The following is a 25,150-nucleotide window of genomic DNA, read 5'->3' as shown; positions in this document are numbered from 1 at the left end:
GCGTAGGGATTGCTCTTATTTTGTGTGAATAGGGAAATAAAAAGGAAGGGTGCCTTAGCCAAGCTGGCTTTAGGCACCCTTCCTTCATAACTGAATTATACTTTGAACTGGTCTACCAGCGTGTGAAGCTTGTCTGCTAATGAGGACAGGAAGGTAGCTGAAGCTTCAACCTCTTCCATTGCCGCTAATTGCTCCTGGGAAGAAGCGGATAGGCTCTCTGCACCTGCAGCAGTCTGGTTAGATACACTCACAATGTTCTGAATCGACTTTACAAGTCCGCTGGAGATATCAGACAGCTGGCGTACGGTTGCGGAGATCTGCTGGCTCTGTGCCGCCATGTCGGTTACGGAATTCTCGATCTCGGCGAAGGAACGGCCTGCAGCGATGATCATCTCCTTGCCGTGGCTCATCTCCTGAGTCGACACCTTCATTGTTTCCCCTGCTTTATCCATTTGCCCTACGATGAGGCTGACGAGCTCGCCAATTTGTGCCGCAGACTTCGCGGAACGGTCTGCAAGCTTACGTACGGAATTCGCTACAACAGCAAATCCGCGGCCTTCTTCGCCTGCACGAGCGGCTTCAATGGCGGCATTCAGTGATAGAAGGTTGGTCTCCTCTGCAATGCCTGCAATTGTGCCGACAATACTCTCAATTTCCTTTGAATGACTGGATAGAGCATCGATGATACCGGAAAGATCGGTAATACTCTCGCTCACGACCTCCATTTGGGTAGTCGTAGAATCCATGGATTCCCGTCCGGTTCGTGCCTTGTCCGTATTAGTGGCGGCGTGGTTCATGGCGCTGTCGGCATTGTCAGCAATTTCGCTAATGAACCGGGACATGCTCTGTACGGCTTGATAGCTGCCTTCCAAATTGCGCAGCTGGGTCTGTGACCCATCGGCAAGTTCGATGGTAATATTTACGCTGTGTTCACCAGCCCGGTTGGTTTCCTGGGCGCTAGCAGACAACTCTTGTGAGGAAGAGGCGACCTGAATAGAGGTATCATTCACTTCGGTAATCAGATTGCGCAGACTTTTGGTCATGTCGTTAAAGTCACGGGCTAAGGTGCCAATCTCATCCTTGCTGTTGAACAGAATTGGATCGTGGGTGAGGTCACCTTGGGCGACCAGATTTACGGAATCCGTCAGCTTGGAAAGCGGGCTGACCATCCGGCGGATCAGGAGATAAGCTATAATGATAGCAATAATTAGGATCGAGCTACCGATAATAAAAGGTTGAATGATAATGTCCATGGTCCGTTCTTGAATCAGAGGTCCGTCAAAGTTAATAGCCATCAGTGCAATAATCGGTTTCGAAGGATCATGGTCCTGATAGATAGGTCCATATCCCGTTTTTAGTGAGGTGCCTTTATAGGTATATATTTTAGAATACGTGGAATGCTTCATCGTGTTAATCATGTTCTTGTCTTCTTCGTTAAAGTAGAAGGTATCTCCGGCTTTGTATCCTCTCTCCTGAAAGCTTTTGTCGGCAGCGAGGATTTTACCGTCCAGGGATAGAATGAAAGCTTCTTTAAATATGGGTTTATGTTCTTTAATCCAGCCGATCTGCTTCTCAATTTCGGCAAGCTTACTGGTATCACCTGCGGCTAAAGCGGTAATATCCGCGGGATTCACAAGGCCTGTCGTAATATTGGCGCATCCTACTAATTCAATACCAGCAGCTTCATCAACCTGATTGTGAGCTGTGCGATAACCAAAGAATCCTATGGATGAACCGACTAGAAGCAATACAGAAAGCATCATCCACGCTAACTTAGTTGCCAACTTCATGTTTTTTCCACCAACCTCGACAAATTATGTACAGTAGATCTTAGTTCCACTGCTACGATTATATCGTAGTAATGTAAACAGGGCATCAAAAGGGACGTTGTATTTTGGTGTCGAATAATGCTCTTTTCTGTAAGACAACTGTACTACAAAGTATATACGAAAATTCGGGTGTAAGTATACACTCATATTTCTTGAATAAATAGAAAGAACTAAATAACTTAACATAACGTAGAGGGATATTTGGAACTGGAGGAGCGGTAGCGTCCGCCTTTGTCTCCGGATTTCAACCGCTACCAGCGGGTTTTAATCTAGAAATCGGGAGACAACAGCGGCCGGAGTCCAAACATCCACCGTAGTTACGACCTAGCCCAAATGGTAAAGATCTTAAGTTCAGCTTATATATAGAACTTATTACGTCTGATTCCATCAATTTGGACACGGGATATTGAATTCGATTTCGATAAGATGTTACGCTTAGCTTATGACAATTAACCGGGAGCTGAACTGAATGACACAACATATGGATCTGCTGGTTGATCGCATTGGACTTTCTATGTGGAGAGTGCAGCGGAAGATCATCTCCAGGATGGCACTGAACAAGGAATTAGGGCTAACCTTCCCACAGTACTCACTGCTGAACATAATCGCTAGTGAAGAGAAATCGAAGGTAGTGCGGCTGGCGGAGAAGATGGAGGTTAAATCGAGTGCCATCACCGTAATGCTCGACCGGATGGAACTGCTCGGACTGACGATCCGTGAGATGGATGAGAATGACCGGAGAGCTGTAATGGTCTCGCTGACAGAGAAAGGCTATACTGTTCTTCAGGAAGGGCAAAAACGTTCGAAACAGCTGCTGCGTGAGCACTTGTCCATATTGACCCTGGAAGAGTTGGAGAGCTTTGCGGGTTATTTCGATATGGTAGAGAGGCAGGAAAGATAGCTCTGATTAGGAGTGCCCGGCAAAACACGAGGCTGCTCTTGAATAAAGGGAGTGTACCAAAGGCCATGACGATGGCTTCGGTACACTCCCTTTTGTCATCTTGCTTAATTCTTATCCGGTAGTTGGGTTACATAGCTGTCAGATAGATGAAGCAGCTCTAATGCGCGGTTATATTCATCCTCTGTTGCAGTAGGCGCCGGGCCTCCGGTAACCAGCGGATATTGGGTATTGTCCTCAAAGCTGTTCCCTGGAATCAGGAGTCCTGATGTGCCAATGAACGATCCGGATGGCAGGTAATAACGCTCCGGCAAGATATTGTAGGTCTGGTTCAGCAAATTCTGGCCGAAATGAATGTTGTTCTCCATAGAGACGCCCAGCAATCCTGCTGCTGTAGGCATGATATCAATTTCACCGCCTACCTGCTCCAGAACCTGTGGCTCGGTATTGCCGGAACCGTGGATCATCAGCGGGATATTAGTCATATTCGTGTAGCTGTACTCATATCCGTAAATTTCGGTCATCAGCTCTTTATCATCATGGTCCAGGGAATAAATCGGCAAGCCCATGTGGTCGCCGTAAACCATGATTACACTTGTATCCCATAGACCGTTTGCTTTCAGTTCATCTACGAATTGGCCAAAGGCCTCATCTGCATAGTTCTGGGCACGCACATAATCACCAACGAAGGTTCCTTCGTAACGTTCCGGCAGCTTCATCCGGTATTTGTCTTCCGGAATGGTGAACGGATGGTGAGAGGACATGGAAATAACCTGAGCATAGAAAGGCTGACCGCTATCACTCATTTCCTTCAGCTTCTCGGAGGTTTTGCGGTAGAGTACTTCATCCGAAGCGCCGAAGAAAAAAGCATCCTCATCACCGAAAAATTTATGATCGTAATAATGCTCCCAGCCCAGTGCACTGTAGAGCTCCCCGCGGTTCCAGAACTCCACATCATTGGTATGGAACGTGGCCGTCTGATATCCGTTATCCTGCAGCAGACGAGGCAAGCTCGGCAGTTTCTTGTCTACATAGGTCATGGTTGCTGCACCGCGTGGCGGGATGTAGAAGGAAGTATTGACCACAAACTCTGCATCTGAGGTATTACCCTGGCCAACCATCTGATAGAAGTTAGGGAAATAAAGACTATCCTTCATAAACTGGTTCAAGTTAGGTGTGATTTCCTTGCCGTCTATCGTAAGCCCGAGCAGGAAGTTCTGGAAGGATTCCATTTGGATGATAATCAGGTTCTTGCCTTTGGCTGTGCCCTCTAGTTGTGGGTTAATGACCTCAGTGGTGCCTTTAAGCTGATCAATCACATCCTGCGTAATTTCACTGGCTTTAACGGGTTCCGGTTTCTCTTGAGCAAATATGGTATAAGCCTCATAATTAAGAATACCCATTTCCTGTGCTTTTTTGATCTCATTCATACTTGCTTTATTAGGAAGCACATTAAAGAGACACAGGCCGAGTGAGATGACAAATAATACGGTAACGAGACCTTTGCGGCCCTTGCGGTTGATCTGTTTTTTCAAATCCCGGCCTTTTTTATTGCGGAAGAAGTAATAGCCCAGGACGATGATGTCCAAGAAAATAAGCAGATAATACGGGTCCATCAGGGAGAAGACGCTGTTGCGTACGGCAGTCACCTGGTTTACCTGCTCCAGGGCATGATAGGTCACAATCACTCCGTAATATTTAAAATACATGATGGCTGCAAAAAATATCGCGGTTACCAGCAAATTAACGGTCATGTAATACCCCAGCTTCCGTTTGGAAGCGAAGCGTTCAATCAGGCAAAAAAGCGCCCACACAAAAGGAATCTCTGTCAGCAGCGATTTCCAGGGAAGCATATCTCCGAATATAACACCCCATGCCAGGAAGCTTTTTAAGATAAAAATCAAGGTGAAAAAGATAAAAGGTTTCACAATCCAGCGTTTTCCGTTAATGAATGACACAGCTTCGCCTTCTTTCTGGATGATGCAAAGACATAAAAACTCCATGGTAATTAAATTTATTATGAAGTGCGGCACCTTGAATGTCAAAATTAGAGAATTACAGTATCTTTATTCATGATTAAGTAAACGGAAGATTACTGGCCGGAGGTAATGCCATTGCCGCCAGACCGAAGTATATCACGGAAAAAGGGCAAATATGACGACTGGAACAAATTGATACTTCAGCGCTGAGGAGGGAAGACGGCATGAACCATACAGTGTCTATTTCGGTCAGATCGCTTGTGGAGTATTGCTTCCGCAGCGGCAGCATCGAGCCGGGATTCCGCAGTACGGCCTCCATGGCGGAAGGAACGCGTATTCATCAAAAGGTGCAGAAGCAGTATCAAGAGAAGGACCAAAAAGAAGTATATGTGAAGGCGGAGATCCCGTACAGCGGGCTGCTCTTTAGGATTGACGGCCGCTGTGACGGGCTGCTGATATCGGACGCGGGAACGCTAATAGTAGAAGAAATTAAATCCACAGCAGAACCGCTGGATAGGCTGGCAGAAGGCCGACCTGTTCATTGGGCACAGGCGGTTATGTACGCTTATATGATAGCTGCCGAGCAATCGCTCCCGGCGATGGATGTTAGGCTTACTTATGTGCACACCGGAAGTGAAGAGCAGATGAGTCTGGACCGGAGATATACGAGAGAGGAACTGGATGCCTTTGCGGAGGAGATGGTTCGGGGGTATGCTCCTTACGCCGATATGCTTCTTAGGCATCATGAGCATAGAAATGACAGCATCCGCGAAATGCCTTTTCCGTTCCCGGCGTACCGGTCCGGGCAGCGCAATCTGGCAGGTTCGGTGTACAAAGCGGTGACGGAGCGGGCGGGCCTGTTTGTCCAGGCGCCGACGGGAATCGGAAAGACGATGTCCACGATATTTCCTGTTATCAAGGCAATGGGTGAAGGACATTGTGAGGTACTGTTCTATTTGACAGCTAAGACAGTTACACGGCTGGCGGCAGAGGAAGCTATGTCCCTGCTGATATCACGGGGGCTGCAACTGCATGCCATCACCATTACAGCCAAGGAGAAAGCGTGCTTTCGTGAGGAGGGACTTTGCACGAAGGAGTATTGCCCTTTTGCAGACGGCTATTATGACCGGATCAACGGGGCGCTTCTGGATCTTCTGGAGCATGAGACACTTATGACCCGGGATGTATTGGCCAGCTATGCCAAGAAGCATACCGTCTGCCCGTTTGAGCTGTCGCTCGATGCGGCGTATGCCTGCGATGCCGTTATCTGCGATTACAACTATATCTTCGATCCGCGTATCAGCCTGAAACGTCTTGCCGAGGAGCGCCGGAAGGACAGCGTGCTGCTTGTGGATGAAGCGCATAATCTGGTGGACCGGGGACGGGAGATGTTCTCAGCATCTCTTACCAAGGCCCCCTTTCTGGCTCTTCAGCGTCAGTTCAAAGCCAGCAACCGGAAGCTGAGCCATGCAGCCAAGGAAGTGAACCGCTTCTTTGTCGCGCTGCGCAAAAGCTGCAATGAAGAGGGACAAGGGCAGTGGCCTAAATATCATGAGGAGCTTCCCCCTTTGCTGGAAGCTTTGGCGGCGGAAGCGGAGCAGGAACTGCTTCTGCCTTCAGTTACCCTCATGTCAGAACCTTCTATAGAAGAGGGGGAGAGTCTATTAGATGCTTATTTTGCCGTCCAGGGAATGCTTCGTACTTTCAAAACCTATGACGAACGTTACATTACATATGCTGAGGTGCGCAGGGGGGATGTGTACCTGAAGCTGTTCAATCTGGATCCTTCACATCTGTTGCGTCAGATGTCCAAAGGCTTCCGCAGCAGGATCTTGTTCTCGGCAACCCTGTCCCCCATGTCTTATTACCGGGATATGCTGGGGGCCGGCGAAGAGGATTATACCCTTAAGGTATCTTCCCCTTTCTACCGGGAGCAATGGGAGATTTCTGTACTGCCGGTATCGACGAGATACCATGACCGTGAGAGGTCGCTTACCCCACTTGCGGAGGCGTTGATGTCTATGGTCATGGTCAAAGGCAATTATCTGGTGTTTTTCCCCTCATATCTTTATCTACAGGAAGTATACCAGGTGTTCAGTGAGCGTTACCCGGAAGTGCAGACACTGCTTCAAGGTCAGGGGATGAGCGAGGAGGAGCGGGAAGCTTTTCTGGCGGCTTTCCGCCCGGACCGGGAGGAGACGCTTCTTGGCTTCGCAGTGCTTGGCGGGATTTTCTCCGAGGGGGTTGATCTGCCGGGCGACCGGTTAAATGGGGTCATGGTAGTAGGTGTCGGTCTGCCTCAGTTAGGACTGGAGCGCAATCTGCTGCGGCAATATTTTAACAATCAGGACAGGAACGGGTTTGAGTATGCTTATGTCTATCCCGGGATGTGCAAGGTGCTGCAGGCCGGGGGACGGCTGATCCGCAGCGAAGAGGATACGGGAGTGATTGTGCTTGCGGATGACCGCTTTCTCCAAAGTCCATATAAGCAGCTGCTGCCGGAGGAGTGGCAACACTATCGGGTGCTGAAATAACAACGTATAATGGATGTCAGACATTCATTTCAGTACTTACTGACCAGGAGGGTATAACGATGACACTCAAGATCGGAATGATTGGTACAGGCTGGTTCTCCAAGGTTCACGCGGATTTACTAACCGGCATGGAAGATGTGAGGCTGCAGGCGGTCTGCGGCAGCAGCAAGGAGAAGGGCGAGGAAATGGCCAAGAGTTATAGCGCTGCAGGTTACGGGGATGTCACGGAAATGCTGAATGAACAGGAACTGGATGCGGTATATATTTGCGTTCCTCCGCATGCGCATGGAACAATCGAGCGGGCGGTTATCCGCAGAAACATTCCTTTTTTTATAGAGAAGCCGCTTGGGGCAACAACTGAAATTCCGGCAAGTCTTCTTCTGGATATCAAGGAACGTAATCTGTTGACCTCAGTGGGATACCATTTCCGTTATCAGGAGAATATTGAACGGCTCAAGGATCTGTTGCAAGGTGATAAGGTGGGCATGATCGTGGGACAGTGGATGGGCGGCATGCCGGGTGTGTCTTGGTGGCGTAACCAGGAGCAGTCGGGCGGCCAGTTCACGGAGCAGACTACACATATCGTGGATTTGCTGCGGTACCTTGGCGGAGAGGTTACCGAGGTGTACGGGATGTTCGGCAACCGGGTGATGCATGAGCAGCATGATAACGTGACCGTAGCGGATGTGGGTACGGTGTCACTGAAGCTTGCGAGCGGCATCGTCGCCAATATCTCTAATACTTGTGTTCTTCCGGGAGAAGTTGGACGTGTAGGGCTTAGCTTCTATAATGACCGGGGGATGCTGGACTGGAACCCTGAGCGTCTGCTCGAAGCGCGAAGCGGAGACAGTACCGAGTATGTGAACAGCGGTAATCCGTATCTGAAAGAAAGTGAGGCGTTTCTCCATGCTGTGCGTACCGGAGACCGCTCACGGATTCTGAGTGATTATGAGGATGGGTTTAAGACGCTGCAAGTTACTTGCGCCGCCTTTGAGTCGGCGGAGTCCGGACAATCTGTTCGGCTTTAGAGCGAAAAAAAGACATATCCTCCTTGTAGGAAGGACATGTCTGCGGCCCAAGCCGGGGCGGCCGATTTAGTGGAGGAAAACCGCGAGCAGGGCAGGTGTTACACCTATCGTAAACACTGCAGATAAGATCATCGCGATACTTGAGATGGTGCCGGTTAGGGAGCTCAGCTCAAAGGCTTTTGAGGTTCCCGTACCATGCGCCGCGGTTCCCAGCGATACGCCGCGGGCAATTTCATTATCAATGCGGAAGAGGCGCAGAACGGTTGGACCCATCATTGAACCTAAAATTCCGGTCAGAATGACGAATACTGCCGTAATATTCGGCACGCCTCCGATGCGCTGCGAGATACTCATGGCGATCGGCGTTGTCACCGAACGAGGTACCAGGCTCGTAGCCAAATCGCTGCTCAGATGCAGCCATTTGGCCAGAAATACCGAGGATATCACCGCGGTAACCGATCCTGATAGCACGCCTGCCGCAATCTCGGCGGCGTGCTTTTTGAGTACCTTGAAATTTTTATGCAAAGGGATTGCAAAGGCGACCGTTGCCGGTTGGAGCAGATCCGTAAGCCATTTGCCTCCCGCATTGTAAGAATCATAAGAGATCCCTGTCATGAACAGAAAGCTAATCACCAGCAGTGGAGTAATGATGAGCGGGGACATGAACATTTTCGAGCTGGAAACATACACTTTTTTGGACAGAAGATAAATACCGATTGTAAGAGCAAGCAGGAATAGTCCGGTCATCATGATGTTCTACGCTCCTTTGCTTTATAGATGGCTCCTGTCAGAAGCCCGGAGCTGGACATGACCACAAAAGTTCCAACAAGAACAACGGCGAGGAGGCGAAGGCCGTCTGTCTCCAGCAGCGTCGTGTATTTCATAACTCCAACTGCAGAGGGAATAAAGAACAGCAGCAGTTCTGCAAGGAGCCAGGCACCGCCGATATCGATCCAGTTCAGTCGTACCACACCAAGTTCCAGAAGAATAAAGAGCAGGATCATGCCGAAAATGCTTCCGGGAATAGGCAGATGCATCAAAGACGCCAAGCTGTTTATTAGTAATGCGAATACAGTCAGTCCGGTCACCTGCAGGAGTATTGTGGCGATCTTCTTCATCTGAACCCACCCCTTTCATTTATATTGAAAGTTTACATGAATTGTTTTCATAGGTAAAATGAATATATCGAATAAATGACATTCCTTTTGTCTATATGAGAGGGGTTCAATGGATGGATATCCGCCAATTAGAATACTTTGTTCAGGCCGCACGGCTCAGCAGCTTCTCCAAAGCGGCCGAATCTTTATATATCACCCAACCGACGATTAGCAAAATGATCCGCAACCTGGAGGTGGATTTAGGTGCAGACCTGTTTTACCGTGAGGGGAAAAGCATCCGCCTGACAGATGCGGGAGAAATTCTGTTCACTAAAGCACAAAACATAGTTGAAACCTTTCAAAGCCTGCCTTCGGAGCTGGATAGCTTGCGTGAACTGAAGCAGGGCCATATCCGGATCGGGCTGCCGCCGATGGTGGGCTCCAGCTTTTTTCCAATGGTGATCGGACAGTTTCACAAGAAATATCCTGCTGTTACGATCCGGCTTTATGAAGACGGGGCCAAGAAGGTGGAGCATGATGTGGAGACTGGATTGCTTGATATCGGCGTGGTCGTGCTTCCTGTGAACAACGCCCGGTTTCATCATTTTTCCTTTATTAAGGAAGAGCTGCAGCTTATCTTGCCCTTATCCCACCATCTAGCCGGGGCAGAGTCGATTTCACTGGCTGAGTTATCCGAAGAGGAGTTTATTCTGTTCAGGGAAGACTTTACGCTGCATGACCGGATTATTATGGAATGCGCCAAAGCGGGGTTTGAGCCAAGAGTGGTCTATGAAAGCTCGCAGTGGGATTTGATCAGCAGGATGGTAAGTGCCGGACTTGGCATTGCGCTGCTGCCGGAGACGATCTGCCGGGATATGGATCGTTCCCGCCTGGCAGTGGTTCCGATGACTGGACCGGCGATCCCGTGGCAGCTTGGGATGATCTGGCGAAGAGACCGGTATCTTTCTTTTGCGGCGCGGGAATGGCTTTCTTTTGCTAAAGGAATATTGGAGCAGCAGTATCCATCAGTAGATTAAATTCGACATTTATTTCTTTTTCTGCAAATTATGATTTTTGGCATCAGCCTTTATAATAAGAAAAAAGTTATAATAGAGAAAAGGTGAATGTTGATGCTTCCCCAAGCTTCTTTCCATGATGCATACCGAACAGACTTCAAGGAAGATGAGCTGTCTACGACTATAGAGAGCCTAAGGTGCCAGCTTCTTGAGGTGGCGCAGCACCGCAGTCTCAGTGATAATGTAGTGGTGGAATTGAGTAAGCAGCTGGATGGCTATATTGTACTCGCGCAGAATAAGATGATGGAAAGACAACGTAGCCGGAAGGCAGATTCCTCAGCCCATAAACTTGCTTCGATGAATATAGCATCAAGAAATCAGACCGCTATGCAGCTATAGGCTATAGTTGCTGATTCAGGAGTCGTTAAATTTAAATTAGAAGAGGAGAGGAAGCGGCTCCTCTTTTTGCTGTGCTTTATATCATCAGGCGGTGTTTGTCATTCTGTAATATTTGAGAGCGTAATCATGATTTGACAAAGTACTGGGCTCAAAATATAATTAGGTAGCCTAATTAATATGAGATTTAATTATTAGTACTCCTAACTAAAAATGAGGTGAACGAGATTGGGATAAATAATGATAATCCAGTCGGACACAAGCTCTTTGCGGCACTCCGGACGATGCGTAAGGCGCATTGGCATCACTCGGTCGAAGGCCACAAGCCCAGTGAATTGACTTTGCTCATAAGTATTGCAAGGCGGACCCATTTCGGAGCCGAGGGACTTAAGGTGTCAGAAATCAGCCGGTTCCTGGGACTTACCCCTCCTACAGTTACACAGCTGGTCAACAGCCTTGAGGCCAAAGGTATGGTTGAACGTCAGGCCGACCCTTCAGACCGGAGAGTGGTGCGAATTATGCTGACGGAACAAGGGAAGGCCATTACGCTTAAGGCTAAGAATCATTTGGATGAATCGCTGAGCCGGCTTGTGGAGTATCTGGGAGAAGAGGATAGTAATAAACTTGCTGATCTGCTTCTAAAGGTACATGACTTTCGCGAGCAGAATCCGCCGCTTAATTTAGACGGGCTACAAATGAACGGAGATGAGAAGATTGATTAAATTAATGAGACAATTGAAACCCTTTAAATGGGCAGTTGCTGCAGTACTGATCCTGATATTCCTGCAGTCCATGGGCGATCTATACCTGCCTACACTGATGTCTGACATCGTTGATAAAGGGATCGTGCATAAGGATCAGAGCTATATTTGGCAAATTGGCGGCTTTATGCTTCTGGTAGCAGGCGGCGGGGCACTCTGTTCCATCATCGCCAGTTATCTGTCGGCGAGAATCGCTGCCGGGTTTGGTAAAAGCACACGCTCCCGCGTATTTAACCATGTTGAGAATTTCACGCTGCATGAATTCGACAAGCTGGGAACAGCTTCGCTGATTACCCGTACGACGAACGATATCACTCAAGTTCAAACCGTACTTACGATGATGCTTCGGATGATGGTCGGCGCTCCGATGATGATGATCGGCGGTATTATTATGGCCGTATCAGAGGATGCCCATCTGTCTCTGATTTTTGTCGTCGTTATTCCGCTGCTAGTGGGAGCCATCATGTTCATCGGCATGAAGGGTCTGCCATTATTTAAAGCCATCCAGATTAAGCTGGATAAATTAAATCTTGTACTACGTGAGCATCTAACAGGGATTCGCGTGATTCGTTCGTTTAACCGGATTGGTCATGAGAATCAGCGCTTCAGCGAAGCGAACCGTGATTTGACGGATACCGCAATCAAAGTGAATAAAATCATGGCCGGCCTGATGCCGCTGATGATGATCGTTATGAATTTCTCCATGATCGCCATTCTGTACTTCGGAGGAATCCGGATTGATGAAGGCAACCTGGAGGTAGGCTCCCTGATGGCGTTCATTCAATATGCAATGCAGATCATGTTCTCCCTGATTATGGTCTCCATGATGTTCGTACTTATTCCACGTGCTTCCGCATCTGCTCTGCGGATCAATGAAGTACTTGATATGCAGCCTGAAATTAAAGATCCTGCGGAAAGTGAGCTTCAAAAGACGGCTGCGGCTACACGCGGGGATGGCCGGGATACCATGCGGGGTTTTGTTGAGTTTGAGAACGTAACCTTCTCTTACCCGGGTGCAGAGCAGCCCGCTCTTTCGGGAATCAGCTTTAGTGCCCGTCCGGGTGAAGTTACCGCCATTATCGGCGGGACAGGGTCGGGTAAATCGACATTGCTTAGCTTGATTCCACGGTTCTATGATGTAGAGTCAGGTGCAGTGCGAGTAGATGGTGTAGATGTTCGTGATATGACACAGGAGCAGTTGCGGGCCAAAATCGGATATATTCCGCAAAAAGCCGTGTTGTTCACAGGTACGATTAAAGATAATATCCGCTATGGCAAAGACGATGCTACGGATGAAGAGATTATCCATGCTGCCCAGGTCGCGCAGGCTTACGATTTCGTATCTGCGATGAAGGAAGGCTTCAATTCAGAGATTGCCCAAGGAGGCAGTAACGTCTCCGGTGGTCAGAAGCAGCGGTTGTCCATTGCCCGTGCGCTTGTTAGAAAACCGGAAGTGTATCTGTTTGATGACAGTTTCTCCGCACTTGACTTCAAGACAGATGCCAAGCTGCGTGCAGCACTTAAGGATGAAACTACAGAGGCTACCGTTCTGATCGTCGCCCAGCGGGTCAGTACGGTCATGGATGCCGACCGGATTATTGTTATCGATGACGGTGAAATTGCCGGAATGGGCACACACCGTGAGCTGCTGGATAACAGTGAAGTGTACCGCGAGATTGTATCCTCGCAGTTGTCAGAGGAGGAAATAGCATGAGTGAACATACAGCGAACAACAAAAACGCCGCTCCACCGCGGCGGCACAGAGGACCGGGTCCAGGAGGCCCGCCGGGGATGATGTTGCCTGCGGAGAAAGCCAAAGATTTTAAGGGGACACTCCGCCGGTTGATTACGTATCTGGCTCCGCGTAAGCTGCAGCTGTTTGTCGTCTTTTTAACGGCTGTTGCCAGTACCGTCTTCAGTATCTACAGTCCGAAGAAAATGGGTCATGCAACGACCAAGCTGTTTGAAGGCGCCTATGGCAAAATGATGGGTGACCCGGCAGCCTTTATCGATTTTGGCTACATCAATGATATCCTGCTTCTTCTTGCCGGTTTGTATCTCTTCAGTGCCCTGTTCAGTTATATTCAGCAGTATGTAATGGCAGGAGTAGCCCAGAAGGTTGTCTATGATATGCGCGAGCAGATCAACGCCAAGCTGGAGCGGCTGCCGCTGAAGTACTTTGATTCCCGGACGCACGGGGAAATTCTGAGCCGGGCGACCAATGACGTGGATAACATCAGTACGACTCTGCAGCAGAGTTTAACACAGCTGATTACGTCCATCATCACGATTATCGGTGTAATCATTATGATGCTGACCATCAGCCCTTGGCTGACACTCATCACCGTGGTTACACTGCCGCTGAGCTTTCTCGTTATCATGGGAATCAGCAAGCGCTCGCAGTCTTATTTTATCGGCCAGCAGAAATCACTTGGTCAATTGAACGGTCACGTAGAAGAAATGTATACCGGACATCGCATTATTAAAGCGTTCGGACGCGAACGCCAATCGCTTAGTGATTTCGATGAAATTAACAATAAGCTGTATGATTCCGGCTGGCGTGCCCAATTCATGTCCGGTATGATCATGCCGTTGATGATGTTTATCGGTAACCTGGGTTATGTGCTTGTCTGCGTAGTCGGCGGAATCTTTGTTACCAAGAAAGCCATTGAAGTCGGTGATATTCAGGCCTTTATTCAATACTCGCGCCAATTCACCATGCCGATTACTCAAACTGCTAATATTGCTAACATTATTCAATCGACCATTGCCTCCGCAGAGCGTGTATTCGAGCTGCTGGATGAAGCAGAGGAAGTTCCAGAGGTTGCTATTTCGCTGGCGAAACCAGTAATGGATGCTAATGGCACTCCCGTTGCGGCTGAAGAAGGTGCTGTGGAGTTCCGCCATGTGAAATTCGGGTATAAGGATGACGCTATCCTCATTGAGGATATGAATATTGAAGTCAGCCCGGGGCAGACCATCGCTATTGTTGGTCCAACCGGAGCCGGAAAAACGACGCTGATCAACCTGCTGATGCGCTTCTATGAATTGAACAGCGGGGAAATCGTAATCGATGGGGTCAACATCACCGATATGAAACGCAGCGAGCTACGCAGCAAATTTGGTATGGTGCTCCAGGATACTTGGCTCTTCAACGGCACGATTCGCGATAATATCGCTTACGGCCGGGAAGGTGCTACGGAAGCCGATGTGGTGCGTGCTGCTAAGGCTGCGCATGCCGATCACTTTATCCGTACACTTCCGCTGGGGTACAACACGATTCTGAATGAAGAGGCATCCAATATTTCGCAAGGACAGAAGCAACTTCTGACCATTGCCCGGGCCATTATGGCTGATCCGTCGATCCTCATTCTGGATGAAGCGACCAGCAGTGTCGATACCCGGACTGAGGTGCAGATCCAGAAAGCGATGAACACGCTGATGAAAGGTAGAACGAGCTTTGTTATCGCTCACCGCCTATCCACCATTCGTGATGCTGATCTGATTCTGGTGATGAACCAAGGCAGCGTTATTGAGAAAGGCACGCATGTGGAGCTGCTTGAGAAAGGCGGATTCTACGCTGATCTGTATAACAGCCAATTCTCGGAGGATCACGTGCCCGACGCGGTCTAATAGGAAGAAATATTGCCCATAATTAAGTAATGAGGACGTCCCTCGTTCTGCGCTTGTCAGTCAAGCATGCGGAATTGGGGGCGTTTTTTTGTACTAATGATTTGCCAAAGCAATCACGGGTATATATGATAAGAGTATCAAATGACCCGCGGCTCATTTTTCTTGAAGCTGCTGGGGTGAAGGAGACGATGAACCGGATGTCTAGTTACGGAAAATGGGTAGCAGGCGGTAAAACGAAATGGATAACGCTTCTCGTATGGATAGCGGTAGTTGGGGTGCTCACGTTGCTATGGCCTGCTGTGAATTCGCAGGTGCTGAATAACGCCTCCAATCTTCCGGAGTCATCACCTTCTGTGCAGGCTACAGCTATTGCTGAGAAAGAATTCCCAAGCGGGAGCGGAGTACCTGCGCTGCTCGTGTGGCACCGGGAAGGCGGTCTCTCGCAAGAGGATCTAGTACATATTCAGGCCGTATACGGTAAGATAGAGAAGGAGCCGTTGCCTCATCAGAACTTTGTGCCGCCGCTGAGTCAGCTCCCTCCCCAGGCGCTGCAGGCATCGCTTTCGGAGGACCGCAGCACACTGGTTACGCCGGTGTTATTTGATAAAAACGCAGATAGCGACCAATTAAAAGAAGGCGTAACAGCGTTTAAGAGTCTCATTACAGCGGAGGCGGGCAGCGATTTATCTCTCAACCCAACGAACAGCGGCGACCTGAGCCTAAGAGTCACCGGACCCGTGGGTATTTCCATTGATGCCACCGGCCTGTTCGAGAATGCAGATGTGTCCTTGTTAATCGCTACAGTCATTCTGGTTCTTGTCTTTCTTCTTCTGATCTACCGGTCGCCGATACTGGCGCTGATTCCACTGGTTGCCGTTGGCTTTGCCTACGGAGCGACAAGTCCGATTCTCGGTAAGATGGCGCAGGAAGGCTGGATTACCGTGGATTCGCAGGCGGTATCCATCATGACGGTCCTGCTGTTCGGAGCGGGTACGGATTACTGTCTGTTCCTGATCGCACGCTTCCGTCAGGTGCTGAAATCCGAGGAGAGCAAGAGCCGCGCGCTGCTTCGTTCGATAACGGATGCATCGGGGGCTATAGCCATGAGCGGATTTACGGTCGTGCTCGCACTGTTTGCGCTCCTTCTGGCCAAATATGGCGCCTACCACCGGTTCGCGGTTCCTTTCAGTTTGTCGATTCTAATAATGGGCATCGCCAGCTTGACGCTGGTTCCGGCACTTCTTGCCATCTTCGGCCGGGCATCGTTCTTTCCGTTCATTCCCCGTACACCGCTCATGGAAGCCAAGCGGGCTGAGGCGAAAGGTAAACCGGCTCCCAAGCCGAAGTCTTCCCGCAGGAATGGAATCGGCGGACTGGTTGTGTCCCGTCCGTGGGCGATTGTAGGCATAACGATCGTGGTGCTGGGCATTCTGGCTTCCTTCTCAAGCGGAATCAAATTCACCTATGATATCCTCTCCTCATTCCCTGAGGATATGGAATCACGCGAAGGGTTCACACTGATCGGCGAGCAGTTCTCCCCTGGTGAACTGGCTCCCGCCAAACTGATGATAGATACCCAGGGCAAGGCGGATGGAGGAGATCTGAAGTCGGTGCTGGGCAGTCTCTCTTATGTGGACACTGTGTCCGATCCGCAGCAGGGTGCAGTGAATAAAGATATTCTCAGCTTTGATATTAACTTCACCAGCAATCCCTATTCTCAGGAGAGTATGAGCCATATCCCGGCTCTGAGGGCAACAGCCGAGCAATCACTGGCCGAACTCGGTCTTGAGAATCCTGAGGATAAGGTGTGGGTGAGTGGGCAGACGGCAACGCAGTACGACAATAAGGAAGTAGGTGAACGGGATACCGATCTGATTATTCCCGTTGTGATCGGTATGATTACCTTATTGCTGCTGGTGTATCTGCGTTCAGTGATAGCCACGGTCTACTTGGTGGCAACTGTCATTTTGTCGTTCTTTTCCGCACTTGGACTGGGCTGGATTATTATCCATTACGGACTGGGGGCCGATGCCATCCAAGGCTCTATACCTCTGTATTCCTTTGTGTTCCTTGTTGCACTTGGTGAGGACTATAACATCTTCATGATCTCGAACATCTGGAATAAACGGAAGGTGATGCCACTCAAGCAGGCGATTGCGGAAGGCGTTAATGAGACCGGTTCGGTGATTACCTCTGCAGGCCTTATCTTGGCGGGAACCTTTGCCGTACTCGCCAGCCTTCCCATTCAGGTGCTTGTACAGTTCGGCATTATTACAGCACTTGGCGTGCTGCTCGATACGTTTGTGGTCCGGCCGTTTCTCGTTCCGGCGATAACTGTTCTCTTCGGGCGACTGGCGTTCTGGCCGGGCAAGCACCAGGAATTGGAGAAAGCCCTTCCTGTTAGTGAACAGCAGTAGGCGTATAAGACTAACTTAAAATATAAAGAAATAGCGCGCACCTATTCAACATCGGTGCGCGCTGTTTTATTTGATCTTCTTTTCTTATGGTGAACAATACTGCCAATACTTCAGAATCCGCTATCCAATTTGGTTAGCGGGAGTGCAGCTGGCCCCTCAATAACATTGCCTTCATAGGAGAAGCGGGAGCCGTGGCAAGGGCAGTCCCAAGTTCGCTCTGCATCATTCCATTCCACTTCACAGCCCAAATGGGTGCAGGTACGGTCAACAAGGTGCAGATTTCCCTTGAGATCTTTGTAGGCTCCGGCCCGCTTGCCTTCATGACGGACAACAGCCCCCTCGTCCTCCTGCATATCTGCAATCTTCTTATGTGCGAATTCCAACTTGCCTGCGACTAACTCCTTGACAACCTCCGCATTCGTCACGATGAAGTTTTTGATGGAAGGGTTGGCTTTGAAGCGGGATGGATCGTACAAATCTGTGTACGGATTCTCCTTTCGCTGGATCTGATCCGCAATTATACGTGCAGCCAGTGTACCATTCGTCATCCCCCATTTAGCGAAGCCGGTGGCAATATAGATTTCCTCTTTGCCGGACACTTTTCCGATATAAGGCACCCGATCCAGAGTTATGAGATCTTGAGTAGACCACCGGTAAGGAAAAGATTTGATGCCAAGCAAGTTGCCGGCGAATACTTCCAAGCTGTCGTAGTGGTTGATCGTACAAATCCCATGGCCGGTTTTATGGTTGTTGCCACCTACAATGACCAGCTTCTGTCCTTCCCAGTCGACGGCCCGCAAAGAGCGTGTCGGCTCTCCCGCACTCAGGTACATGCCTCCCTCATAATCGGTTTCCGGACGTATGGCCAGCGCATAGGAGCGTTCGGCATGCAGACGTGAGAAGTACAGGGCACCTCCATCATAAAAAGGGAAGTGGGAAGCGGATACGGCATGGCGGCAGGTAATCCGGTGTCTGCTCTGCTCGGTGAACAGGGTCAGCTTACCCTCATTCTCGACATCATCGGATATCATCGTGTGTTCATAAACAACGCCGCCTTTATCCAGGAAAATCTGGAGCAGAGTCTTCAAATAAAGTAGCGGATGAAATCTGGCTTGCCCCGGGAGGGCGATGGCTCCAGCAGCCATCAGAGGCAGGGATACGTTATTCTGCCATTCGCCGGGCAGGTTCAGCTTCTCATAAGCCTGGAATTCGTCCTCCAGCTTCTTCAGTGTTTGTTCATCACCGGCATCCGCATAGAGATAGGCCGTATCCCGGTTCAACCCGCAGGATATATCCAGCTCTTTCACAGTACCTACTATCCATTCCATCGCTTCACTGTTTGATTGAAAATATTGACGGGCTTGCTCTTCTCCGAAATGCTTCAAGAGATCGTTGTAGATCATGCCATGCTGCGCCGTGATTTTGGCGGTGGTAAATCCGGTTGTGCCATTCAGAAGTCTCCCCGCTTCCAGAAGCGAGACCTTGTATCCGGCATGAATCAGTAAATAAGCAGTGGTAATTCCTGTGATTCCGCCTCCCACAACGGCAATGTCCGTGTCGTGATCTTCCGTGAGCCGGGGGAATGACGGCAGCTCTGTGGTCCCCCGCCACAGCGACTCCGGAAACTGCGGCATATTGGGGCTTGATTTCGTTTTGGATTCCACTTCCGCTATCCCTCCATCGTTATCGTTCCTTTCTTCATTTATTACCACTGCCACCCTAAAAAAAACAGTGCAGCCATGCAATAACTCATGAATCAAGGAGAGATATGGAGAAAAAGTTGTAGCTGGTTTCATGGTTGTGACCAGCAGCGGATAACATTATCCGGCACTAACCTTATTGCGGCCTGAGTTCTTGGCGGAATACAGCTCTTGATCGGCACGGTGATTGAGCATATGGGCATCAGCAATAGGTACCGTATCGGGATAGCAGGCAACCCCAACGGAGACGGTAATGTTGATTTTTTTACCTGACGGCAGGAGGAAGAAGTCGTTTTCCACGGCAGCGCGGATCCGCTCACCTGCTCTCTTGGCTTCATCCAGCGGGCAATCCGGCAGGATCACGGCGAACTCTTCACCTCCGTTGCGGGAGACGGTATCATAAGAGCGGGAGTGCTGGTTCAAAATTCCGGCAAGCTGCTTAAGAACCTCATCCCCGGCAGGATGGCCATAGGTATCATTGATGACTTTGAAATGATCTATATCGATGGCGAGCAGGGACAGGCTCTCCTGGTAACGCTCGGCGCGGGAAGCTTCAGCCTCTAAATGACGGTGAAATTGCCGCAGGTTGTTGAGGCCGGTCAAATAATCCGTGGTCGCCCGGATCTCCAGTTTATCAAACTGTTCGTTAGAACGCTGAATCGACTCGGCCACATAATAGATCAGTAGTCCGGCCACCAGCGAAATGAGTAATTGGAGGGGCAGGAAGTCCATCAATGCATTTAGGCTCCCAAGACTGTTGTACAGGGCAGCAAAGGTAAGCACAAGGCAAAGGGCATTGCTGACCATCATTTTACGCAGCCGTGACCATGGGAAGCTGGCAATCCATCCGCAGCATATCCCTCCCAGCAGAAGAATGAGGGCGGTAGATATGGAATTGTAGGAAACTTCATAAAATATTACCCGGCTGACCGCAAGAACTGCAGCGCAGAGGATCGCCGGCAACGAACCCAGGTATGCACCGATAATAACGATCGTCAAATATCGCATATTCGCATAGGTATCAGGTCCGACGGGAACGGAATAGCCCATCATAATAATGCCAAATATTCCAAACAGGAAGCCTGCCAGTATTTGAACTGTTAACGATATGGGGCGGTTTGGAGCAATATATTTCTTAGAAAGTTTGCTGGATAGAAAGATCAGTGTAGATAAAATACAAAAATTAGCAAACAAACTGGTTATTATCTCAATAATCATTTAAAATAGAAGGCTCCTCGACGTAAATTATAGCCTGATAAAGGCTGCATCTATTTTAGCCTTGATTTCGAACATGGGGTTAAGAGAAATATCACTGTAATAAACTGGTTACAGCAAGTTGATATCTACATTTGGAGCACTCCATTGACCTTATTCATGCAAAGACTTATACTTGATCTAAAAACAACTTAAAGGATGATAGGTATGAGAACTCTTAACCTGACTTCTCAGCGTAAAGCTGTATATGATATTGTCCGCGACTCCCACGATCATCCTACTGCTGCTGAAGTAATGAACCGCCTGGTTGAGAGAGGGCAAAACTTGGCGTATGGCACAGTATACAATTCGCTGCGTTATCTTTCCGATAAACAAATGATTCGTGAACTGAAACTTGGAGAAGCGGCCAGCCGCTATGATGCCCGTATGGATGATCATCAACATATTATTTGTGAGGAATGCGGTAGAGTCGATGAGGTCATGACCCATGTTCCGGAAGAATGGATGCAATCCGTTGCCCAGGAGACCGGCTATACGATCGGGCATGCGCATGTGGTGTTCGGCGGAATCTGCCAATCCTGCAGGGAACGCTCTAAGAAATAAGCGAAATCCGAAATCTAATCCATATAACAAAAGACCGTTTTCAATAAACGGCCTTTTTGGTGTGCTCATGTACTCAGTCTCAGCAAATGGCTTTATTTACCTGCGAATATATGAGAATAATGAAGAAATTCAGTAGAAAAAGTTGTTTTCAATCCTACTATATAATTATATCATTAACTGTAGTGCGTTCATCGACGCAACGTATGCATGATTAATAGAAAGTGAGAGTGAACAGACCGATGAACAAAAAAGCGCGTATCACCATTCGTGCCAAATTACTTTTTACATATCTACTTGTTCTACTGGTGCCCAGCATGATTATTGGCTCCCTAACCTACCTGTCGGCCAGTAACCAAGTGGAGTCCCAACTGGTGAATAACGCCTCTGAAAGCGTGACATCCGTTAATGAAATTATTAATGCCAATATTCAATCCAAAATAAACGATATTAATTATTTTGCTGCGAACCTGACTGCAGATGAGATTAATAGTGAGGCGAACGGAGAGACTGCGGCTACCATTAAAGCACGCTTTAATGAGTACGCGGCGCTGCATCCGGATGTCATGGATATATATGTGGGAACCGGCCGCGCTAAATCCATTCATGCTTCCGATGAGAAGCTTCCTGAGGGATACGACCCCCGTAAGGATAACTCCTATGTTAATGCACTGAAGCATGGCAAAGGTATTGTCCTTTCTCCAGTCTTTCAAACAGTTAATAATGAGAGTGTCATTGCGATCTCTGCAGTTCTAGAGGGGGGAAGCGGTGTAGTTGCGCTGAATCTAAATCTGAAGGAACTGGCCGCACTCACTAGCATTAAGGTGGGTAAAGAAGGTTATATCTTTATTATCGATAGCAGTAAAAAATTTGTGGTTCATCCGACCGAAAAGATAGGTTCGGAGACTTCGCTTGATTTCATCGTCAAGATGTACGAGAGCGAGACCGGGGCATTTGATTATACGTATAAAGAAGCCAATAAAAAGATGGTATACCAGACGAACGATCTTACCGGGTGGAGAATTGGCGGAACAATCAACAAAAATGAGGTTACCGCTGCAACATCCGCTATACGAAATACGGCTTTGATTGTGATCACCTCATCTGTATTGCTGGCTCTGGTGCTTATCTACTTTAATGTTCGTTCTATTCTTTCACCCCTGCTTCGCCTCCGGAAAGCGACTGAAGTCATCAGTAGAGGAGATCTTTCAGAGGATATCGGCTCATTCCATCAGGATGAGATCGGGATGCTTGCGGAGAACTTCGGGATCATGGTGAAGAATTTACGCGAAATGATTATTAATGTACAGGAAATGACGGATAACGTCTCCGCTTCGGCAGAAGAATTGACAGCTGGTGCAGATCAGACCACCAAAGCGATTGAGCATGTAACCATTGCCATCCAGGAAGTGGCTATAGGCAGTGAACAGCAGGTAAAGAGTGTGGAAAGAGGAATGGCTAGTACAGCCTCAACCAACAATGAGGTAGCTAACATTGCAGCAACCATGGAGCAGGTATCGACCATGATGGACAAGACCTCGCATTCTGCAGCTGAAGGCAACGATTCCGTAATCAGTGTTGTTGATAAAATTAATAGCATTCAATTGACAGTAGAAGACTTGGGTGGTGTCATAGACAAGCTGAACGACCGCACTGGACAAATCGTGGGGATCGTTGGGATTATTACCGGCATCGCACGTCAGACCAATCTGCTTGCACTTAACGCTTCCATTGAAGCGGCTAGAGCAGGTGAGCAAGGACGGGGCTTCGCGGTGGTCGCATCAGAGGTCCGTAAGCTTGCTGAGGAATCCGAGAAATCGGCACGACTGATCTCCGAGCAGATTAGCTCCATCCATGGCGAAATGAAACTCGCTGCTGCGACGATGGAGCAGGCGAAAGAGCGGGTATCCGAAGGGATTATGGCCGTGGACACTACCGGCCGCTCCTTCTCCCGTATTCGCAGAGCGGTGAAGGGTGCAGCAGAGAAGATCGAAGCTATGAACGAAGCGGTCCGCACATTGTCTCAAGAGGCGGAGAGCATGGAACATGCAATCGTCGATATTAAAGGCATCTCCGAGCTCGCTGCGGCCAATACAGAGACCATCTCTGCCGCAGCTCAGGAACAGCTGGCTTCCGTGGAAGAAATTGCTTCTTCTTCGGCGGATCTTAGTCATCTGGCAGAAGAATTGCAGAAGCTGGTTGGACGATTTAAATTGTATGCTGATGGCAAGCCGCCTGAAGTCAGTGTACCAATGCTGCAGGATGATAAAGCATTAGCAACTGAGCTTGATCCGGAACCGGAGACATTGGAAGATACACCTAAGTCTGAATAAAGCTATTTTGAAGGATACCGAAAGGAGCGGAAATCAGCATGGCAGAACCACTCAAAGGTCTGATTGTCGCCCTCGCTGGTCCGCGTAAGTCGGAGGAGATGGCGAAGCTCGTTGTTAATATGGGGGGGACCGCTCTTCACAGGCCGGCACAAGGCACTGTATTTCTTGATGATGAAGCGCTGCACAAGGGTCTGGAATCGTGGATCAGCCAGCCGCCGGATTGGGCAATCTTAACCACAGGCATGGGCCTGGACGCCTTGTTTCAGAAAGCAGAGGAGGCAGGCAGCGCAGAACGATTCCTGGAAGTGCTGTCTGGTTCCAAGCTCGCAGCGCGCGGCTATAAAACAGTCAACGCTCTAAAGAAACGGGGTCTCACGCCGGATGTCCGTGACGATGACGGAAGTACAACGGGGCTAATCCGCGGCCTGGAACCATTTGATATGCAGGGCAAAGAGGTCGTCCTGCAGCTGCATGGTGATCCTGCTCCACGCTTGGTTGCCTGGCTGGATGAAGCAGGTGCCCACACACGCCAAATTCTGCCGTACCGTCATACTCCGCCTGCTCCGGGTGAACTTGAACGGCTGGTTGCGGAAGTCCTCGAAGGCCAAGTACATGCTGTCGCCTTCACCAGTGCACCGCAGTTCCGATTCCTGGCTGAATATGCCAAGACTCAGGGGATCCTTGGAGATCTGGTACAGGCTTTTGAAGAGAAAGTTATTGCGGTATCTGTGGGCAGAATTACCTCTGAGGCATTGAAAGAGGAGGGTGTCCGGAGAATTGTGATGCCGAAACATGAGCGGATGGGCAGCATGTTTGTGGAACTCGGCCGTTATGTAGCTGCAGAGGGCTAAGTCACCTCCACTCAGTAACAGGAATAGAAGCATTCCCCTTCAATAGAAGATGGGAGTGCTTTTTTTAGTTATAAGTTTCGAAACTTGTTTCGCTGAACATGGACAAGCGGGGAAGTTTTCCTTAAAATATAGGCAACATACAACTATAATCGACAGGCAGCAACAAAGGAGGGCCACATGGACAAACGAAAATGTTTATTACTTGGTGACTATACTCATCCCCGGTTTCATCCGCTGCAGGGTGTGGACAAACAAATCAGTCTCATTCTGAATGAACTGATGACGGTACAATGCTCAGAGAATAAGAAATTACTGCTGGCGGAGCATTTGAGCGGATATGATTTATGCATTGCTTATAATGAATTATGGAATGAGACGGTTTCACCGCAGCAGACCGCAGGATTACTCTCCTACGTTAGCGGTGGAGGAGGGCTCATTGTGCTGCATACGGGTGTATCTCTGGCGAAGCGCTATGAGCTGGCACAGCTAATCGGAGGAAGATTTACCGGCCACCCTCCATATGGTCCGCTGAATTTCCGCGTTCAGGATCATGATATTACGGAAGGTTTGAGTGATTTTCAACTGGATGAGGAGCCCTACCGCTTTGAATTTGATCCATTTACTGAAAAATCTATTCTTCTGGAATATGAAGCAGACGGGGAATGGTTGCCTGCAGCCTGGTGCCACAGCTATGGAATGGGCCGGGTCTTTTATCTGATGCCGGGGCACCATGAGCCATCATTTCATCATGAGGCGGTACGCCAGTTGATTTTCAAAGGGGCCAAATGGGCTGCCCGTATCCCGAAACAAGAAATAAAACGGGAACTGAAGCCGTGAAACTTTGTGGAAAGTGATGTCATTAG

The 25,150-nt window shown here is 49.1% G+C and carries 19 protein-coding genes; 13 read left to right on the top strand and 6 right to left on the bottom strand.

Features of this window, described 5'->3' with window-relative positions; all coding sequences use genetic code 11:
* Window positions 1-95: 95 nt before the first annotated feature.
* Window positions 96-1,790, bottom strand: a complete 1,695-nt coding sequence (locus tag ACAN55_RS07255; protein WP_379130131.1) for a methyl-accepting chemotaxis protein — start codon at window positions 1,788-1,790, stop codon at window positions 96-98.
* A gap of 508 nt (window positions 1,791-2,298) precedes the next feature.
* Here ACAN55_RS07255 and ACAN55_RS07250 point away from each other — a divergent pair.
* Entirely contained in the window at window positions 2,299-2,730 is a 432-nt protein-coding gene (locus ACAN55_RS07250) for a MarR family winged helix-turn-helix transcriptional regulator (RefSeq protein ID WP_379130128.1), read from the top strand.
* 104 nt (window positions 2,731-2,834) lie between these two features.
* On the opposite strand, the gene ACAN55_RS07245 is transcribed toward ACAN55_RS07250, so the two are convergent.
* Window positions 2,835-4,730, bottom strand: a complete 1,896-nt coding sequence (locus tag ACAN55_RS07245; protein ID WP_379130126.1) for an LTA synthase family protein — start codon at window positions 4,728-4,730, stop codon at window positions 2,835-2,837.
* A 200-nt stretch (window positions 4,731-4,930) separates the two neighbouring features.
* On the opposite strand from ACAN55_RS07245, the gene ACAN55_RS07240 reads away from it, so the two are divergent.
* Together ACAN55_RS07240 and ACAN55_RS07235 are read left to right on the top strand one after the other, a co-directional pair.
* A complete protein-coding gene (locus ACAN55_RS07240; protein ID WP_379130123.1) occupies window positions 4,931-7,240 on the top strand; it encodes a helicase C-terminal domain-containing protein in 2,310 nt (769 codons plus the stop codon).
* Between the two features lie 59 nt (window positions 7,241-7,299).
* Window positions 7,300-8,268, top strand: coding sequence for a Gfo/Idh/MocA family protein (locus ACAN55_RS07235; RefSeq protein ID WP_379130120.1), 969 nt, complete (start codon window positions 7,300-7,302; stop codon window positions 8,266-8,268).
* Between the two features lie 66 nt (window positions 8,269-8,334).
* Here the strand turns inward: ACAN55_RS07235 and ACAN55_RS07230 are convergent, their stop codons facing one another.
* Together ACAN55_RS07230 and ACAN55_RS07225 are read right to left on the bottom strand one after the other, a co-directional pair.
* Window positions 8,335-9,015 (bottom strand): CidB/LrgB family autolysis modulator, encoded by a 681-nt coding sequence (locus tag ACAN55_RS07230; protein ID WP_379130353.1) that lies wholly within the window; start codon window positions 9,013-9,015, stop codon window positions 8,335-8,337.
* Window positions 9,015-9,386 (bottom strand): CidA/LrgA family holin-like protein, encoded by a 372-nt coding sequence (locus tag ACAN55_RS07225; RefSeq protein WP_379130118.1) that lies wholly within the window; start codon window positions 9,384-9,386, stop codon window positions 9,015-9,017. The genes ACAN55_RS07230 and ACAN55_RS07225 overlap by 1 nt, the downstream gene beginning before the upstream one ends.
* 113 nt (window positions 9,387-9,499) lie before the next feature.
* On the opposite strand from ACAN55_RS07225, the gene cidR reads away from it, so the two are divergent.
* The 6 genes from cidR to ACAN55_RS07195 all read left to right on the top strand — a co-directional run bounded on the left by cidR (window position 9,500) and on the right by ACAN55_RS07195 (window position 17,588).
* Window positions 9,500-10,402 (top strand): cidABC operon transcriptional activator CidR, encoded by a 903-nt coding sequence (gene cidR, locus ACAN55_RS07220; protein WP_379130115.1) that lies wholly within the window; start codon window positions 9,500-9,502, stop codon window positions 10,400-10,402.
* 87 nt (window positions 10,403-10,489) lie between these two features.
* Window positions 10,490-10,780, top strand: a complete 291-nt coding sequence (locus ACAN55_RS07215; protein WP_379130112.1) for an aspartyl-phosphate phosphatase Spo0E family protein — start codon at window positions 10,490-10,492, stop codon at window positions 10,778-10,780.
* A 215-nt stretch (window positions 10,781-10,995) separates the two neighbouring features.
* Window positions 10,996-11,499, top strand: coding sequence for a MarR family winged helix-turn-helix transcriptional regulator (locus tag ACAN55_RS07210; protein WP_379130110.1), 504 nt, complete (start codon window positions 10,996-10,998; stop codon window positions 11,497-11,499).
* Window positions 11,492-13,252 (top strand): ABC transporter ATP-binding protein, encoded by a 1,761-nt coding sequence (locus ACAN55_RS07205; RefSeq protein WP_379130107.1) that lies wholly within the window; start codon window positions 11,492-11,494, stop codon window positions 13,250-13,252. Before ACAN55_RS07210 ends, ACAN55_RS07205 begins: the two co-directional genes overlap by 8 nt.
* Window positions 13,249-15,171 carry an ABC transporter ATP-binding protein gene (locus ACAN55_RS07200; protein ID WP_379130105.1) on the top strand — a complete coding sequence of 641 codons (1,923 nt, stop codon included), beginning with the start codon at window positions 13,249-13,251 and terminating at the stop codon, window positions 15,169-15,171. The genes ACAN55_RS07205 and ACAN55_RS07200 overlap by 4 nt, the downstream gene beginning before the upstream one ends.
* A 188-nt stretch (window positions 15,172-15,359) precedes the next feature.
* On the top strand, window positions 15,360-17,588 hold the full coding sequence (locus ACAN55_RS07195; RefSeq protein WP_379130351.1) for an MMPL family transporter: 2,229 nt from the start codon (window positions 15,360-15,362) through the stop codon (window positions 17,586-17,588).
* A 110-nt stretch (window positions 17,589-17,698) separates the two neighbouring features.
* Here ACAN55_RS07195 and ACAN55_RS07190 read toward each other — a convergent pair whose 3' ends face one another.
* Together ACAN55_RS07190 and ACAN55_RS07185 are read right to left on the bottom strand one after the other, a co-directional pair.
* A complete protein-coding gene (locus tag ACAN55_RS07190; protein ID WP_379130348.1) occupies window positions 17,699-19,222 on the bottom strand; it encodes an FAD-dependent oxidoreductase in 1,524 nt (507 codons plus the stop codon).
* A 186-nt stretch (window positions 19,223-19,408) separates the two neighbouring features.
* Window positions 19,409-20,506 carry a GGDEF domain-containing protein gene (locus ACAN55_RS07185; RefSeq protein ID WP_379130103.1) on the bottom strand — a complete coding sequence of 366 codons (1,098 nt, stop codon included), beginning with the start codon at window positions 20,504-20,506 and terminating at the stop codon, window positions 19,409-19,411.
* Window positions 20,507-20,710: 204 nt separating this feature from the next.
* Between ACAN55_RS07185 and ACAN55_RS07180 the strand changes: the two genes are divergently transcribed.
* From ACAN55_RS07180 to ACAN55_RS07165, 4 genes are all read left to right on the top strand, one after another.
* Window positions 20,711-21,106, top strand: coding sequence for a Fur family transcriptional regulator (locus tag ACAN55_RS07180; protein ID WP_379130101.1), 396 nt, complete (start codon window positions 20,711-20,713; stop codon window positions 21,104-21,106).
* Window positions 21,107-21,345: 239 nt separating this feature from the next.
* Window positions 21,346-23,436: a methyl-accepting chemotaxis protein gene (locus ACAN55_RS07175; RefSeq protein ID WP_379130099.1), complete on the top strand. Its 2,091-nt coding sequence runs from the start codon at window positions 21,346-21,348 to the stop codon at window positions 23,434-23,436.
* A gap of 38 nt (window positions 23,437-23,474) precedes the next feature.
* Window positions 23,475-24,287 (top strand): uroporphyrinogen-III synthase, encoded by an 813-nt coding sequence (locus tag ACAN55_RS07170; RefSeq protein WP_379130096.1) that lies wholly within the window; start codon window positions 23,475-23,477, stop codon window positions 24,285-24,287.
* A gap of 177 nt (window positions 24,288-24,464) precedes the next feature.
* Window positions 24,465-25,124, top strand: a complete 660-nt coding sequence (locus tag ACAN55_RS07165; protein ID WP_379130094.1) for a ThuA domain-containing protein — start codon at window positions 24,465-24,467, stop codon at window positions 25,122-25,124.
* Window positions 25,125-25,150 lie beyond the last annotated feature (26 nt).

It is taken from the genome of Paenibacillus oryziterrae (genome assembly GCF_042610485.1).
Taxonomy (GTDB): Bacteria; Bacillota; Bacilli; order Paenibacillales; family Paenibacillaceae; genus Paenibacillus_AQ.
The sequence above is the reverse complement of the archived record's forward strand: the minus strand, read 5'-3'. Positions and strand labels throughout refer to the sequence as shown.

Bases quoted from the DNA above. Each gene is read 5' to 3' on its own strand.
- ACAN55_RS07255 (WP_379130131.1), bottom strand. From the start codon at position 1,790: ATGAAGTTGGCAACTAAGTTAGCGTGGATGATGCTTTCTGTATTGCTT.
- ACAN55_RS07250 (WP_379130128.1), top strand. From the start codon at position 2,299: ATGACACAACATATGGATCTGCTGGTTGATCGCATTGGACTTTCTATG.
- ACAN55_RS07245 (WP_379130126.1), bottom strand. From the start codon at position 4,730: ATGGAGTTTTTATGTCTTTGCATCATCCAGAAAGAAGGCGAAGCTGTG.
- ACAN55_RS07240 (WP_379130123.1), top strand. From the start codon at position 4,931: ATGAACCATACAGTGTCTATTTCGGTCAGATCGCTTGTGGAGTATTGC.
- ACAN55_RS07235 (WP_379130120.1), top strand. From the start codon at position 7,300: ATGACACTCAAGATCGGAATGATTGGTACAGGCTGGTTCTCCAAGGTT.
- ACAN55_RS07230 (WP_379130353.1), bottom strand. From the start codon at position 9,015: ATGACCGGACTATTCCTGCTTGCTCTTACAATCGGTATTTATCTTCTG.
- ACAN55_RS07225 (WP_379130118.1), bottom strand. From the start codon at position 9,386: ATGAAGAAGATCGCCACAATACTCCTGCAGGTGACCGGACTGACTGTA.
- cidR (WP_379130115.1), top strand. From the start codon at position 9,500: ATGGATATCCGCCAATTAGAATACTTTGTTCAGGCCGCACGGCTCAGC.
- ACAN55_RS07215 (WP_379130112.1), top strand. From the start codon at position 10,490: ATGTTGATGCTTCCCCAAGCTTCTTTCCATGATGCATACCGAACAGAC.
- ACAN55_RS07200 (WP_379130105.1), top strand. From the start codon at position 13,249: ATGAGTGAACATACAGCGAACAACAAAAACGCCGCTCCACCGCGGCGG.
- ACAN55_RS07195 (WP_379130351.1), top strand. From the start codon at position 15,360: ATGAACCGGATGTCTAGTTACGGAAAATGGGTAGCAGGCGGTAAAACG.
- ACAN55_RS07190 (WP_379130348.1), bottom strand. From the start codon at position 19,222: ATGCCGCAGTTTCCGGAGTCGCTGTGGCGGGGGACCACAGAGCTGCCG.
- ACAN55_RS07185 (WP_379130103.1), bottom strand. From the start codon at position 20,506: ATGATTATTGAGATAATAACCAGTTTGTTTGCTAATTTTTGTATTTTA.
- ACAN55_RS07180 (WP_379130101.1), top strand. From the start codon at position 20,711: ATGAGAACTCTTAACCTGACTTCTCAGCGTAAAGCTGTATATGATATT.
- ACAN55_RS07175 (WP_379130099.1), top strand. From the start codon at position 21,346: ATGAACAAAAAAGCGCGTATCACCATTCGTGCCAAATTACTTTTTACA.
- ACAN55_RS07170 (WP_379130096.1), top strand. From the start codon at position 23,475: ATGGCAGAACCACTCAAAGGTCTGATTGTCGCCCTCGCTGGTCCGCGT.
- ACAN55_RS07165 (WP_379130094.1), top strand. From the start codon at position 24,465: ATGGACAAACGAAAATGTTTATTACTTGGTGACTATACTCATCCCCGG.